The 15,600-nt window shown below is 68.0% G+C and carries 11 protein-coding genes; 5 read left to right on the top strand and 6 right to left on the bottom strand.

The genetic code is table 11. The features are described 5' to 3' along the window. Positions 1-27: 27 nt before the first annotated feature. The 4 genes from ACE37B_RS13290 to ACE37B_RS13275 form a co-directional block, all read right to left on the bottom strand. Positions 28-2,625, bottom strand: coding sequence for a LuxR C-terminal-related transcriptional regulator (locus ACE37B_RS13290; RefSeq protein ID WP_409923807.1), 2,598 nt, complete (start codon positions 2,623-2,625; stop codon positions 28-30). 89 nt (positions 2,626-2,714) lie between these two features. Next, a complete protein-coding gene (locus ACE37B_RS13285) occupies positions 2,715-3,260 on the bottom strand; it encodes a DUF427 domain-containing protein (protein ID WP_409923806.1) in 546 nt (181 codons plus the stop codon). Positions 3,261-3,306: 46 nt separating this feature from the next. Then, positions 3,307-4,386, bottom strand: coding sequence for a ribosome small subunit-dependent GTPase A (rsgA, locus tag ACE37B_RS13280; RefSeq protein WP_409923805.1), 1,080 nt, complete (start codon positions 4,384-4,386; stop codon positions 3,307-3,309). 68 nt (positions 4,387-4,454) lie between these two features. Then, a complete protein-coding gene (locus ACE37B_RS13275) occupies positions 4,455-5,969 on the bottom strand; it encodes a hypothetical protein (RefSeq protein ID WP_409923804.1) in 1,515 nt (504 codons plus the stop codon). A gap of 166 nt (positions 5,970-6,135) precedes the next feature. Here ACE37B_RS13275 and topA point away from each other — a divergent pair, with 166 nt between their 5' ends. The 5 genes from topA (at position 6,136) to map (ending at position 13,626) form a co-directional block, all read left to right on the top strand. After that, complete coding sequence (topA, locus tag ACE37B_RS13270) at positions 6,136-8,913, top strand: type I DNA topoisomerase (RefSeq protein WP_409923803.1); 2,778 nt, start codon at positions 6,136-6,138, stop codon at positions 8,911-8,913. 10 nt (positions 8,914-8,923) lie between these two features. Continuing rightward, positions 8,924-9,547 carry a dTMP kinase gene (gene tmk / locus ACE37B_RS13265; RefSeq protein ID WP_409923802.1) on the top strand — a complete coding sequence of 208 codons (624 nt, stop codon included), beginning with the start codon at positions 8,924-8,926 and terminating at the stop codon, positions 9,545-9,547. Further along, on the top strand, positions 9,544-10,614 hold the full coding sequence (locus ACE37B_RS13260) for a hypothetical protein (protein ID WP_409923801.1): 1,071 nt from the start codon (positions 9,544-9,546) through the stop codon (positions 10,612-10,614). The genes tmk and ACE37B_RS13260 overlap by 4 nt, the downstream gene beginning before the upstream one ends. A gap of 126 nt (positions 10,615-10,740) precedes the next feature. Then, the gene (locus ACE37B_RS13255; RefSeq protein WP_409923800.1) at positions 10,741-12,555 is read left to right on the top strand and encodes a hypothetical protein; all 1,815 of its coding nucleotides are present in this window, start codon (positions 10,741-10,743) and stop codon (positions 12,553-12,555) included. 81 nt (positions 12,556-12,636) lie between these two features. Beyond that, the gene (gene map / locus ACE37B_RS13250; RefSeq protein WP_409923799.1) at positions 12,637-13,626 is read left to right on the top strand and encodes a type I methionyl aminopeptidase; all 990 of its coding nucleotides are present in this window, start codon (positions 12,637-12,639) and stop codon (positions 13,624-13,626) included. Positions 13,627-13,638: 12 nt separating this feature from the next. Here the strand turns inward: map and ACE37B_RS13245 are convergent, their stop codons facing one another. Next, complete coding sequence (locus ACE37B_RS13245) at positions 13,639-14,043, bottom strand: c-type cytochrome (protein ID WP_409923798.1); 405 nt, start codon at positions 14,041-14,043, stop codon at positions 13,639-13,641. A gap of 94 nt (positions 14,044-14,137) precedes the next feature. Further along, entirely contained in the window at positions 14,138-15,580 is a 1,443-nt protein-coding gene (locus ACE37B_RS13240; protein WP_409923797.1) for an N-6 DNA methylase, read from the bottom strand. Positions 15,581-15,600: the final 20 nt, after the last annotated feature.

The raw sequence follows: 15,600 nt of genomic DNA, 5'->3' as shown, positions 1-15,600 counted from the left end.
GTCACTGAATCGCGTCACCGAATCGCGTCACCGAATCGCGTCACCGAGCAGCGACGACGCCGTCGCCCACGCGGCCGAGAGATCTCGCCGACCGTTGATGCCGAAGCGCTGCGACAGGCGGTAGAGATGATTGTCGACCGTTCGCGGCGACACGCCAAGCCGGCGAGCGACCTCCTTCGATGCAAGACCGACCGCCGCGAGCAGCGCCACGTCCGATTCTCGCGGCGTGAGGTACTCGGCCGTCGCACCGGCGGAGAACACCGCGGACGGATCGGCTCGGCGGGCGGCATCGGCGTGGGCCAACAACGCGGCGAGCGAACCGGCCGAGTCACCGACACGACCGAGTTCGACGGCTGCAGCCCCGAAGGCGTCGGCTGCGCTCGCATCCCACTGCTGCGCGGAGAACACCGACCCCGCGCGCAGCAGCGAACTCGGCTCTCGTGTCGCCACACCGATGGCGTGATCACACATCGCGCCGAGCACTGCAGAATCGGTCTCCGCCGCGGCCACCTCGTCGAACAGTTCGATCACCGCGTTGTCGGGGCCACAACGCAGCAGATGATGTGCGATGGTGGCGCCGGTTGCCCATGACGCTGAGGCCAGATGCCGACGGGCGAGTTCGCTGGCCATGTCGAGTCGCTCCGTGTCACCGACCAGCGTGCCGTCGGTCATCGCCACCGCGACCGACGCAGCATCGACCCAGCGCGTCCAGACCCCACGGAGACGAGGGCCGAAGGCCGCCGATTCGCCGGGCGCGGCCGGCAACGCCTCCTCGTCGGTCGCGAGGATTCGCACCAGCGAGCCCAATTCGTCGAACCCAGCGCCCACGGGATAGTCGGTCGCCTGCAACCGGCGTGCGATCGCGCGAGCGTCGGCGACGGCCCCGCGCACCGCCGACCGCACCATCTCCGCCACCAGCTCCTGGGGTCCGAGGTCAGGCGTCTCGACTCCTTCGGCACCATCGCGCCGAACGTCCCACACCGCTCGATCTCGGTCGAAGAGCTCGGCGAGGGCACCGGCCAAGCCGACCACGCGAGCATCGCGAGACGCCGGAGCGGTGACGGACCGAGCAGCGATGCGCGCCCGCCGAGCCGTCGCCCGGGAGTCAGCCAGTTCCGCGCCCACCGCCACGTCGACCATGCGCCATGCAGCTGCGCCGTTGCGATCGAGCGATCGAGAATCGAACGACTGGAGCGTCGCACGCGCCACGGCAGGCTCGCCACTCAACCATGCCACCTGCGAGAGCGCGAGCGCGACCCGAGCCCGTTCGCGATCGCCTCGACAACGGTCCCGCTTGAACTCGACCAGCTCCGACGCTCCATCGATGGGAAGGTGACCGCGTCGCACCATGGCGATGACCGCATCGAGTACATCAGCACCGTCGTCGAACATCTGGACACGGCCCGAACCGTCGACCGGCTCGTCAGCGAGCATTCGGGTCAGTTGGGCAAGGGCCCGCTCGGGGTCGGCGGCGACGCCGATCTCGATCGAAACCAGTTCGAGGGCGCGCTGCGTCGACGCCAACGGTGTCGACGCAGCCGACGCGGCCCGATGCAGCTGTACAGCAGCCTCGGCGAGACCGGCGTCGAGCGCCCAGCGCGTCGCGGCGAGGTAGCGCGCTGCCGGGAAGGTCCGGGTCCCGAGCGAATCCCACGTCGCCAGATGGAAGAGTTCGACATCGATCGCCGAGCTCACGTCGCCGAACCGAGCGACCATGACCGAGTACAGCGCCCAACGGCGACGTTCGGTGAGTGACGCTGCGGTCACCTCGCCGACGAGCGGGATCGAGAGCCACACGGTCGACCCATCGCTCGCGACGACGCCGCGTCGCTCCAGCCCCGCGATCACCGACTCGTAGGAGGTCAGCAGCCGTGCGGGCACGCGACCGACGAACGACAGGAACTCGACGACCGTCTGCTCACCGGAGTTCAAGGCCCCGGTGACGCGTTCGACGGCATGTCGCAATCGAGGAGCATCGAGCCCCTTCGATGCCGAGCCGCCGGTCGTCGCCCGCTGCGCTTCGACCAGCTCGTGGACGAGCAGCGCCAGCCCACCGGTTCGTTCGTGGAGCCGCAGCGCCGCGTCTCGGTCGACCCGGGCCATGGTCTGGATCTGTTCCGCTCGCATCGGGGGCAGCCGCATCACCTCGGCGAGATCCGAACGCCACAGTTCCGCCAACCGATTCGTCACCGGGGCCCGCTCATCGAGCGTGAGCACCCACGAGACATCGACACCAGAACGCGCCAACACCGCATGAACCACCTCGATCGACACGTCGTCGAGCAGGTGCGCGTCGTCGATCACGATCACTCCGCCTCCGCCCCGGAAGCGACGCTCCAACGACGCCGCACTGCGCAACACGATGTCGTTGGTCGCCTCGGCGTCGGCTGGTGATGCCGGGAGCAGCGAAGCGAGCGCACCGAGCGCGACACCGGACAGCGCGCCTGACGCAACCGTCGTCGCGACGGTCGCGCGCGCATCGCGTGCGATCACCTGGCCGAGCTCTCGAACGAAACGGGATCGGCCCGAGCCGGGATCGGCCGAAACGATCAAGCAGCGGGCGCGAACGAGCAGCTCCGACGCGACGCCGAGTTCTTCGTCGCGTCCTGACCACGCCCACCGCACACCTCGTACCTTGTCAGACCGAGCGCGTCGGAGGTACCGGATTGTCGCAGGCCGTCACGAAGCCGGCGCGGCACCGACGTTGCGCAGCGTCACCAGAACAGCGTGCCGGGCGCGCCCTTGAACGGCCCGGTCACATTGGCGGTGATCCAACCGCCGTAGAAATCGCCGTCGTTCGCGGCGACGCGTTCGTCATCGACCCAACACTCGTCGACGGCCTGCGCGTAGAACGCCCAGTGCCCTCGGATCGGATCGAAGGCGGGCGTCGGCTCCCGGTACGACCAACACGCATCCGACGCTCCCCCATCGGTCCCGACCGCCACGTCGGCGTAGATCGCGGTCCCCTTCCACTCACACCTCGAACGCCGGATCGCCGGCTGCAACCGTTCGAGGTCCACCCACTCCGGCGCCACGTAGTACGCAGGCGCCTGGCTCGTCTCGAGCACACGGACCGCCGACGGTGCGTCGACGATCGTCAACCCGGCGTGCACCACCCGAATCCGCCAACCAACAGGTTCGACCGTTGGTGGCCGGGGGAAGTCCCACACCGACTCGACGGGTTTACCATTGGCGGCGATCGCACCACGGCCGCCCGCAGCTTCGAGTTCGGCCTCCCCACGACGCTGATCTCGGCTCATGACTCGAAGGTAGGCGACCGATGTCGCCGTGTCGCATCGTCCGCGATCAGGCGTCGGTGTCGTTGCGCATGCCGTCGTACTCGTCGGCGTCGGGTGCTCGCGTCTTGCCGCCCGAGCGACGGTCGGCCGCCTTGTCGCGCGCCCGCTGCTCCTCTTCGAGCGCTGCCTCTTCCTCGATGAGTCGCTCGAGGCTGGTGAGACGAATCGGATCGAGCGTTGCGTCGGCGATGGCCCGCTGCACCGCGCAGCCCGGCTCGCGATGGTGCTTGCAGTCGCGGAAGCGACAGTGGTCCATCAGGTCGAACACGTCCGAGAACGCCCGCTCGATGCCGTTACCCGACAGCCACAAGCTGACGGCACGGACGCCGGGCGTGTCGATCATCCAGCCTTCGCCTTCCAGGGGCACCAACTCGGCAGCCACCGTCGTGTGCCGACCCCGTTGATCGCCTTCGCGCACGGCAGAGGTCGCCTGCACCTCGACACCGACCAGCGCGTTGACCAGCGTCGACTTGCCGACTCCACTCGCGCCGAGGAACGCCAGCGTGCGATTGCCAGCGGCGAACTCGCGAATCGCCTCGATGCCGTCGCCGGTGATCCCGCTCGCGAGCAACACCGGGACGCCGAGCGCGACGTCACGCAGCGCGAGGCGGGCCGGTTCGGGATCGTCGACGAGGTCGGTCTTGGTGAGCACGACGACCGGGTCGGCCCCGGAGTCGTAGGCGAGCACCAGTTCGCGTTCGAGTCGTCGGGGGCTCGGCGGCGCGCCGAGTGCGTGGACGAGGAACACGACGTCGATGTTGGCCGCGAGCGTGTGCGACACGGCGCGCATCCCGTCGAAGGACGCTCGACGGGTGAATGCCGAACGACGCTCGAGCACGTGCTCGACCCGCTCGCCGTCAGCGCTCGGAACGATCCAATCGCCGACGGCGACATCGGCGCCGATGTTGCGAAGGCGAACCGGTTCGTCGTTGCCGAGCGCCTCGTTCAGCGTGCGCGCCGCCGTGCTCCATCCTCGGTCGAGTCGCGTCACTCGGGCGGGGGCACCAGGGCGGCCGAGTTCATCCCAGGCATCCTCGAACACCGACGACCACCCCAGACGGGTGAGGGAAGCGACGGAGTCGGACACGGCATCGACGGTACTCCGCACGTCGAGCATCGAGTGAGTGAGCTGCGGCAGGTCGGGCTCCTCGCAGCTCAACTCGCGGCGCCGTAAGCGACGACGTCGTGGCCGGCACCGCGGCCAGCATCGCGTGGCTCGACGCGCACGACGTACCCATCGCCGATCGTCGCCGGGGTCGCGTCGGGCAGCGCCCACATCTCCTCGCCGTCGAGATCGAGCGCGGCGAGCCGAGCACCCGATTCGGAGAACCGTCGAAGCACGAACCCGTTCCCGGCGAAGCGCAACCGCTCGCCGAAGCCAGGGGTGACCGAGACCGCGGCGATCGTCATGCCTGTTCGACCGTCGATGATCTCTTGTGCGGCACCGCCTCGCGACCCGACGAGGAGCACGACGCCACGTCGGGTCGGATGGAGGGAAAACAGCACACCTCGGCGATCCCAGACCGTTCGGAGATCAGCGCCGTCCAATTCGGCGCCGACGATCGATCCGGCGCCGCCGATGACCATCGCTGACGCCACCATCGGCAGGAGTGCGTCGACCACACCGGGCACGGGCGGCCCCTCGTTGGCGAGACGGACCACGTCGGCAACCGGCGTGTCCGTTCGCTCGCTCGCCGTTCGGAGTTCGCCACCGACGGCGACGAGCGGCAATCGCTTCACGGCACCAGCGACCGCGGCGTCCAGCCCGGCGGTCGAGCCGATCACCACCGACGACGCCTCGTCGCCGGCCAGGTCGTACTCGACGATCCGATCACCGTCGAGCGCGTACCAGTGGCCGAGGTGGTCGTCGGACAGCACCCGCCCGCGCATCGTGATCGCCTCGAACCCGACGCCAGGGTCGAACACGACCGTCGGGTCGCGGTCATCGACCGGGCGCCGCGCGACGAAACGCGTGCCGTGAAGTACCTCGAAGGCACGAACGGGTTCGGGGCGCACGTCGGCCTCGATCCGCCAGACGTTGGCACCGTCGTCGTCGTCGAGTCCGACGGCCGCGACGCCGAGTTCGGAACGCGTCTCGAGCACGATCGACCCGCGTGCGGCCCCGACGAAGCGAACCGTGTCGATCGCCGCGGCGATCGCGGTGCTCCACCGCCCGCGACCCGAGTCGGCATCGACGGCGGTGATCCGTGTCGTGGTCGGTCCGTCTGGCGCGGCGACGATCACGAGGCCGGCTCCGGCCGCATGGGCCCACACCGGCTCGCGCCCCGCCTCGCTCCGCCGCCAGCGCTCCTCGGCATCGGCGGGCAGACGCTCGCGTCGGGAACCGGCGAACGTTGCGCCGGTGCCTTGCAACGGATCGAGCACTCGGGCGGCTCGTGTCGACGCGCTCGTTCGATCGATGGCCGTCACCGATGCCGAGATCGACGAGGCAGCACGGCTGCGCACCGCGACACCGCCCACGACGACGGCAGCGGCGGCACCGACCGCCGCGGTCAGCAGTGAGCGCCGCGACGGGCGATCGGGATCGGAGGGACCAGCGAGACCCGACGGCTCCTCGACGACGTCGTCCGCCCAGGGCTGGGCCGTGGCCCGTTCGGGTTCGGGCCCGTCGTAGCCGGGCTTCCACATCTCGTGGTCGTCACTCGCCACCTCGCGACCCTACGCCAAGGTTTCTCGCCACGGTTCTCAGCACGATTCACGAGCGCACCTACACCGATGACATGTGGAAACGGCCAGGATCCGGCACACTCTCCCCCGTACCGGTCGTGCCGATCGGCTTGACAACCGTCCGCTCATCACCTAGCGAAAGGCCCTGATGCCAAAGCCACTCGTCGTCGTCGAGTCGCCCGCAAAGGCGAAAACCCTGTCGAAGTTCCTCGGCAGCGACTACGACGTGCGCGCCTCCGTCGGCCACGTCGCCGACCTCCCGTCCAAGGGTCTCAACATCGACACCGACAACGGGTTCAAGCCGACCTATGAGCTCACCGAGCGGGGCAAGACCGTCGTGAAGGAACTTCGGGCGGCGATGAAGGACGCCTCCGAGCTCTATCTCGCAACCGACGAGGACCGCGAGGGCGAAGCCATCGCGTGGCACCTCCTCGAGTACCTGAAGCCGAAGGTGCCGGTGAAGCGGATGGTGTTCCACGAGATCACCAAGGCGGCGATCGACCACGCGGTCAACAACCCCCGCCAGATCGACTACGGCCTGGTCGATGCTGCCGAGACGCGCCGTCTACTCGACCGGCTCTACGGCTACGAGGTGTCGCCGGTGCTGTGGCGCCGCGTCAACCGCGGGCTGTCGGCAGGACGCGTCCAGAGTCCGACCGTCCGCCTGATCGTCCAACGCGAACGCGAGCGGATCGCATACGTCACCGCCGACTACTGGGACATCGACATCGTCACGGCCACCGACCCCGCGTTCGGTGCCAAGCTGATCTCGCTGTCCGATCAGCGCATCGCGACCGGCAAGGACTTCGACGAGAAGGGTCAGCTCAAGCAGGGCGTCGTCGCGCTCGGCGAGCCGCGCACCCGCGGGCTCGCCGACAGCTTGGCGGAGTCGACGTTCACGGTGAAGTCGGTCGAAGACAAGCCGTACAAGTCGTCGCCGAAGCCACCGTTCATGACCTCGACGCTGCAGCAAGAAGGTGGCCGCAAGCTGCGCCTCTCGTCGTCGCAGGTGATGCGTGTCGCACAGGGTCTGTACGAACGCGGCTTCATCACCTACATGCGTACCGACAACGTCATCCTCTCCGACGAGGCGATGCAGGCCACCCGCGATGCCGTTGCCAAGGAGTACGGATCCAAGTATCTCAATGCGGCGCCGAAGCAGTACTCGACGAAGGCGAAGAACAGCCAGGAAGCGCACGAAGCAATCCGTCCCACTACGCCGTATCGCTCGCCCGGCGCCGTGTCCGCCGAGCTCAACAGCCAAGAGTTGGCGCTGTACCGGCTCATCTGGCAACGCACGCTGGCATCGCAGATGGCCGACGCCGTCGGTGTCACGGTGAGCGTGCGACTCGTCGCCCCAGCCACCGATCGCACGACCGGCGAAATCGTCGAGTGCGAGTTCGCTGCGTCCGGCACCACGATCACGTTTCCCGGCTACCGGGCCGTGTACGTGGCGTCGAAAGAGGAACGGGGCGACGACGACGCCGACCGCGAAGCACTGCTGCCACAGCTCAGCGTCGGTGATGTGGTTCCCGTGGCATCGATCGAACCCAACGGACACACCACGTCGCCGCCGGCCCGCTTCACCGAGGCGTCGCTCGTCAAGCGACTCGAGGAGCTGGAGATCGGCCGTCCGTCGACGTGGGCGTCGATCATCCAGACGGTCCAAGACCGCGGGTACGTCTGGAAGAAGGGGCAGGCCCTCGTTCCGACCTGGACCGCGTTCGCCGTGATCCGACTGCTCGAAGAGCACTTCGACGCGCTGGTCGATTACGAGTTCACGGCATCGATCGACACCGATCTCGATGCGATCGCCCGCGGCGAGCGTCGCAAGGAACAGTGGCTGGAGCGCTTCTACCACGGCCAGACCGATGACTCGACGATCCCGCCGATCACCGCCGAGGCGGGCGTCGGCGACGACGCCCTGCTCGGGTTGAAGCGTCTCGTCGAGGAAAACCTCGACGAGATCGACGCGGCGGAGATCAACACCTTCCCCCTGGGCCACGACGACAACGGCGAACTGATCGTCGTCAAGCCCGGCCGCTACGGCCCCTACGTCAAGCGCGGCGACGACACCGCCGGACTCCCCGACAACCTGCCGCCGGACGAACTCGACGTGACGAAGGCGATCGAGTTGTTGGCAGCGCCGAAGGGCGACGACCCCATCGGCGAGCTCGACGGGCTGCCGGTCTACGCGAAAAACGGTCGCTACGGCCCCTACGTGCAGTGGGGCGACCATGACAACCCGCCGCCGGGCCTCGACAAGCCCAAGATGTCGAGCCTGTTCCAGACGATGGTGCTCGAACGGATCACGCTCGATGAGGCCGAGAAGCTCCTGTCGCTGCCGCGCCACGTCGGCGACGACCCCTCCGACGGTGTGCCGATCTTCGCGAACAACGGTCGCTATGGGCCGTACGTACAGAAGGAAAAGGACTTCCGCAACATCGACTCCGAGGATCGCATCTTCGAGATCACGCTCGATGAGGCGTTGAAGATCTACAGCGAGCCGAAGGTCTACAAGCGGGGCAACCGCAACATGGCGGCGCAGGGTCCGCTCAAGGAATTCGGGCCCGACCCGGTCAGCGAGAAGAACGTGACCGCGAAAGACGGCCGCTTCGGCGTCTACGTCACCGACGGAGAGACCAATGCGTCGCTGGGCAAGGGCGACCGCCTCGAGGAGATGAGCCCCGAGCGAGCGTTCGAGCTGCTCGCTATCCGACGCGAAGCGGTGATCGCCAAGGGCGGGGCCCCAGCGAAGAAGGCCAAGGCCACGAAGAAGAAGGCCGCCGCCAAGAAGAAGTCCGCTGCGAAGAAGAAGTCCACTGCCAAGAAGACCGCGACGAAGAAGACCGCGACGAAGAAGACGGCAGCCAAGAAAAGCGCGGCGGCAGACGCCGACATCGTCATCACCGACCTGAACGACTGAGATCGGGCTCGTGTCGGCGTCGTACATCGCGTTCGAGGGGCCCGAGGGGAGCGGCAAATCGACGCAGGCCGCTCGCCTGGCCGACGCGCTCAGCGCGATCCTCACGCGCGAAACCGGCGGCACGGCGATCGGGGCACGGCTGCGTGAAATCCTTCATGACACGACGGTGCACGACATGTCCCCGCGTGCCGAGGCGCTGATCGCCGCCGCAGATCGGGCGCAGCACCTCGACGAGATCGTCCGACCCGCGCTCGCCGCTGGGCGCACGGTGGTGAGCGACCGATCGATCTACTCGACGCTCGCCTACCAGGGGTTCGGCCGAGAGCTCGACGTCGACGAGTTGCGCACGATCAACGCGTGGGCGACCGGCGGCACCTGGCCCGACCTGGTCGTGCTCATCGATCCGCCCGACGACGTCATCGCGCAGCGCATGTCGGAACGCGAACTCGACCGCTTCGAAGCTGCTGGCGCCGCCTTCCACGATCGGGTGATCGCGGGGTTCCGGACGATGGCGGCTGGCGACCCCGACCGCTGGATCGTCGTCGAGGGGCTCGGCTCGATCGATGAGGTCGGCGACGACATCGCAGCGCGACTCGCGCAGCGCGGCGTACGCATCGAGGGTGGCCGACGATGACCGTCGACACCGGCCAACCCGGCACGATCTGGAACGACGTGGTCGGGCAGGCCCGGGCGATCGAGCAGTTGCGCTCGGCGGCCGACCATGGCCCGGTGCATGCGTACCTGTTCGTCGGACCTGCCGGATCCACCATGCTGCAGGCGGCGCGGGCGTTCGCCGCGCGACTGATCTCGGGTGGCGAAGACGCCGACCAGCGCGACGCCCGTCTCGCCTTGCGCGGCGAGCATCCCGACGTTCGCGAAGTCCGCCGCAGCGGCGCGTCGATCTCCGCCGACCAGGCTCGAGAGATCGTCCGGGTGTCGTCGCTCGCTCCGTCGGAGGGCAGCCGCAAGGTGTTGATCCTCGACGAGTTCCATCTGCTCGCGCCCGCTGGCGCCGCGTTGATGCTGAAGACGATCGAGGAACCGCCGGAGTCGACGATTTTCATCATCCTCTGCGAGTTCGTCCCGCACGACCTCATCACGATCTCGTCGCGTTGTGCCCGCATCGACTTCCGCACGATCTCGACCGACGTGGTCGCCGCCCGACTGCTCGTCGAAGGCGTCGGCCCGGTCGAAGCTCAAGCAGCGGCGAAAGCGTCGCTCGGCGACCTCGATCGCGCCCGGCTGCTCGCCACCGACCCGACCCTGGCCGCGCGCCGCAAACTGTTCCAGAGCGCGGTGCGCGAACTCGACGGTTCGGGGACCGTCGCGATGCGGGTGGCCGCCGCACTCATCGCCGCCGTCGATGAGTCCGCCGAAGCGGTCAAGGCGCGCCATGAGCTCGAAGTCGAAGAGCTCGATGCGCGCATCAAGGAGTCGGGCGAGCGTGGCAGCGGACGCAAGCAACTCGACGACCGCCACAAGCGCGAGCTCCGCCGCGCGCGCACCGACGAACTGCGCGCCGGGCTCGCCACGATGGCCGGCACGTATCGCGACGCGCTCATCTCCAACGAACGCTCCCGCGACGTCGACGAACTCGCGGCAGGCGTTCACGCCATTCACGCAGCGCTCGAGGCGCTCGACCGAAACCCCAACGAGCGTCTCCTCCTCGAAAACCTGATCTGGTCGCTCCCCGCCCTCTGACCCGTAGTGGTTCGTGTCTGACGCAAACCGTTACGGACTGCGGTCGGGGTGGGGGTGCCTGCTTCCCCTTCGACACACATGCTCCGGCGGTCGCTCGACTCGTCGGAATCTGGTGGGGTGATCGGTATGCGCAACCGAACCGCCCCGACGACTCGACTGATCACCGCGGCGATGATCCTGGGCCTCGCGATCACGTCCATGCTCGTGTCCATCGCAGCGCCGACAGGCGTGGCCGACGCCGCCGACGACGGCTTCGTCGCGATCACGCCAACGCGCATGCTCGACACCCGAGATGGCACGGGCGGACGGGAAGGCCCTCTCGGTGCCGGCGAGTCGATGACCGTGCGGATCTCGGACACGACCGTGGTGCCGAGCAACGCGACGGCGGTCGTGATCAACGTGACCTCGACGCAGGCGACGGCCGAGTCGTTCGTGACGATCTGGCCGAGCGGGCTCGATCAACCCGTCGCGGCGAGCCTGAACCTCGACCCGGGCCAGGACACACCGAACCTCGTGATCGTCGGGCTGGAAAACCAGTCGATCGACATCTACAACCACATCGGAACCACGCACCTCGTCGGTGACGTCACCGGGTACTTCCTGTTCGGCTCCGACTTCACACCGCTCGCACCGGCTCGACTGCTCGACACTCGTGACGGCACCGGCGGCACGACCGGCCCCGTCGCGGGCGATTCCACGGTCACGCTGCAGGTTCGCAACGTCGCGGGCGTGCCTGAAACCGCCAGCGCCGTCGTCGTCAACGTGACCGCCGTCCGCGCGACATCGCCGGCGTTCGTGACGGTGTATCCGACCGGTTCCCAACGGCCGCTCGCCGCATCACTCAACACCGAGCCCGGCCAGAACTCGCCGAACCTCGTCATCGCCCGACTCGGCAGCGGCGGACAGATCGACCTGTATCTCAGCGCCGGGGCGTCCCACCTGACCGCGGACGTCATGGGCTACTACGGCAGCGGCGACGAGTTCGTCCCGGCGACACCGACGCGCATCCTCGACACTCGCGAGGGGGTCGGGGCACCACTCGCCCCGCTCGGCGAAGGCGAAGAGCTCGAACTGGCGGTGGCCGGGGTCGGTCCGATCCCCGACGACGCCGTCGCTGTCGTGATCAACATCACCTCGATTCGGGCGACGTCTCGGTCGTTCGTGACGGCGTGGCCCGCTGACGAGTTGCGACCGCTCGCCGCGTCGCTCAACACCGAGCCCGGCCAGAACACGCCGAACCTCGCCGTGCTGAAGCTCGGCGGCAACGGCGCCTTGAAGATCTTCAACAGCCGCGGTACCACCCATCTGACGGCGGACGTCGCCGGTTGGTTCGTCGACGCACCACCGGAGCCACGCGTGCTCGACCTCACCGACCGATCCCAGGCGACCCTCAGCGGAACCGGCTTCGTCGAGGACAGCTTCGGTTTCGCCGGCGGCAACTACACCTGGAACACCACCACGCGCCGTCTCGAGGTCGAGGCCGGAGCGTCTGCCTTCACGGTGGCGCAGGACTTCGACGCAGTCTCCCGGCTCCGCGCCGACTTCGCCCCCTACACGCCGACGGCGACGTTCGACATCGACATCGACTGGTGGGGCACGATGACATCCTTCGCTGGAGTCTCGGCAGCTGCCGAGATGACCTTGCTGGTACGACTGATCAAGCGCACCGGATCCGGCGCAGGCAGTTCCGTGTGGCAACACACGTTCGTCAGCGACGGCATCGGCTCCGGTCTCAAGGCGCTCGAAGTCCTCAAGATCGAGGACCGAGAGATCCGCACGTTCGATCTCCCCACGCTCGACCCGGACGAGTCCTACAGGATGGAGGTCGAGGTCCGTTGTCGGGCCAAAGTCGTGTTCAGCATCGGCGCCACGACGTGCGACGTCCGTACCGGTGACCGTGACGTCGTCGTCAACGACTGGTCGCTCACCTTCACCGAGTGACCCGTAACGGTTTGTGTCTGACACAAACCGTTACGGTCGGTCCGTCAGGTGGGGGCAGCGTTTGCGGCCTAGCCTGGGATCATGACGGATCTCGCCGCTGCAATCGAGCCTGCGACGCTGCCGAAGGCGAACGACGCCTGCTGGTGTGGGAGCGGTCGCAAGTACAAGCGTTGTCACAAGAAGCTCGAGGGTCGCGTGCTCCAAGGAACCGTCACCCCGATGCGATCGGTTCCCGACCACATCGCTCGGCCGCCGTACGCCGACACCGGCGAGTACGAAGCGTGGGACGAAGGCCGAGTCAAGAAGCCCGAGATCATCGACGCGATGCGCCACTCGGGCAAGGTCGCCGCCGAGGTGTTGCGCCTCGCGGGCGAGATGGTCAAGCCCGGGGTGACCACCGAGGAGATCGACATCTTCGTCCACGACGCATTCATCGAACGCGGCGCGTACCCGTCGACGATCAACTATCACGGGTACCCCAAGGCCTGCTGCACGTCGATCAACGAAGTGATCTGCCACGGCATCCCCGACTCACGGCCCCTGCAAGACGGCGACATCTGCAACATCGACGTGACCGGATGGATTCGCGGCGTCCACGGCGACACCAACGCGACGTTCTTCGTCGGTGACGTCGACCCCGAGAGCAAACAACTCGTCAAGGTGACCGAGGAATGCATGTGGCTCGGCATCGAGTCGGCGAAAGCCGGCCGGCCGCTGTCCGACATCGGTCGCGCGATCGAAGATCACGCCAAGCAGTACCGCTACGGCGTCGTCAAGGCGTTCGTCGGACACGGGATCGGCGAGCAGTTCCACACCGACATCCAGGTGTTGCACTACTACGACAGCCGGGCGAGCGTGATCATGCGGCCCGGCATGACCTTCACCATCGAGCCGATGATCACCCTCGGCACGATCAACTATCGGATCTGGGACGACGAGTGGACCGCGGTCACCGCCGACGGCAAACGCACCGCCCAGTTCGAGCACACGATCCTCATCACCGAAGGCGAGCCCGAGGTGCTCACCGGCGGCGAAGGTGCGGTCAGCCCGACCGCTCCGTGGAAGCGCTGAACACGAAGTCCCTCACTCCTGCTGTGCGGACAGTTCGTTGATGTACGCAACGATGTCGAGCACATCGGCTTCGGGCAGATTGTTGACCGGCATCCGCAGCGAGTAGCCGGGGCGGATCTCCGCTGCCGGATCCACGATCGCCCGGATCAGGTAAGCGTCATCGGCGACGACCGTGGTGCCGTCTTCGAGTTCGACCTCGCTCCCGGCCAGCCCTTCCCATCCCGGCCCGACGCCGCCTTGACCGTCGGAGCCGTGGCAGGACGCGCAGCCGTTGCTGATCGAGATCTGCTTGCCCCGCGCTGCCTGTTCGGACAGACCGGTCGTGTCGGCGTCACCGCCGCAGGCGGTGGCTGCCACCGCGATGGCGACGGTGGCGACCGTGGAGAACGTGAAGTGGAGCAGCCGGCTGGAAGTCATCTCGCACATTCTCGCAGTCGCCGCGAGCGGTCGAAGGGCCGTTCGGCCCGGTTTCGCGGGTGTCACGCGGCACGCCCGACTCACGCGCGTGTCATCAGCGGTCGGCGCGGTCGGCGCGGTCGGCGACTCGCTCGAGAATCGGGCGCCACCATCGTTGCATCGCTGCGGCCTCGTCGACGTCGACGCCGTAGGCCGCGTCGACCAGTTCGGAGCAGCCGACGACGTCGCCGGCACGCAGCACAGCGACCGCAGCGTCGAGCGGCCCGGTCGGCCAGGGAAGGGCGGCGAGCATGACCGGCCCGACGCGGATCGTGTCGGCCGACAAACCGGTTCCGCCGCGCTGATGCCACGCCCAGACCGACGCGCTGGCCGAGGTCAGCACGGCGGCGATCTCCCACGCGACCGCCGCCGCGTCCGGCCCGGTCGGGTAGATCGACACGACCGGCACGCCCGGCAGGCAGACGCCGTCGGGGTCGCACACCGCCTCGAGGATCGGCGTCTGATTCGCCACCATCACTTTCGGAACCAGGCGCTTCGCCGCCCACGCTCGCATCTTCGGGTCGAGCCGGTCGACGTCGATGCGCGGCGCCGCGAACTTCTGCTTCGCGAACCGGACGGGCCGACGTCCCCAGTGGTTGACACCGGGATCGATGAGTCCGCTGGTGATCAGCGCGGGACCGACGCCGTGATCTCCGACGGCGGACACCATCCCGTAATACTCGTCACGGAAGTTGGCGTTCAGCCAGGCTCGGTCACCGAGGGTGGAGACGGGCGCACCTTCGAGCACCGTCGGTACGGGCGGGACACCGAGCCGCTCGGTGACGACTCGTGCCCACGACCCGGTGCGTCCGTCGCCGGATGACGGCGACGCGTTCGACGAGAATTCGAAGACCAGCGCGCACGTCAGCACCTGAGCGTCGAATTCTCGCTCGCCGGTCCACGACGACCAGATCATCGCGGCCCGTTCGTCGACCTGTCGCCGGATCGGTTGGGCATCGCGGGCCGACAAGATCGACTGCGGAAGTACGAAGGCGACCCGCCCGCCGTCGGGACGTACGACGTCGGCGGCGAGCGCGACGAACTCGACCGCTGCATCGGCATACGGTCCGCCGCCGTGGCGACTCGCGCTCCCTCGCGTCGTCGCTGCCGCCATCTGCGACAGGAACGGTGGGTTGCCGATCACCACGTCATAGGCGAGCTCCGTATCGCCCCCGACGACACCGTGCGAGCCGAGCGCGTCCGCCACGACGAGATCGGCATCGCCGAGTCGCTCGCGAGCCTCGGTGATCGCATCGGGATCGATGTCGAACCCGGTCAGGTGCGCAGCACCACCGAACGCTTCGATCCGCGTTCTCGCTGCGTGCAGAAACCGGCCGTCGCCGCACGCCGGATCGAGCACCCTGATCGCACGTCCCGCGACACCGCTGGCGTTGCACCTCTCGAGGAACGCCGCATCGATCGCTGCGTCGACCAGCGTGGCCACGAGCTCCGGCGGTGTATACCAGGCACCACGCCGCTTGCGCTCGCTGATCGCCACCGACCCGAACCTACCCGAGC

The organism is Ilumatobacter sp., from assembly GCF_046290335.1.
Classification (GTDB): Bacteria; Actinomycetota; Acidimicrobiia; order Acidimicrobiales; family Ilumatobacteraceae; genus Ilumatobacter_A.
This window is presented reverse-complemented; position numbering and strand designations above follow the sequence as displayed.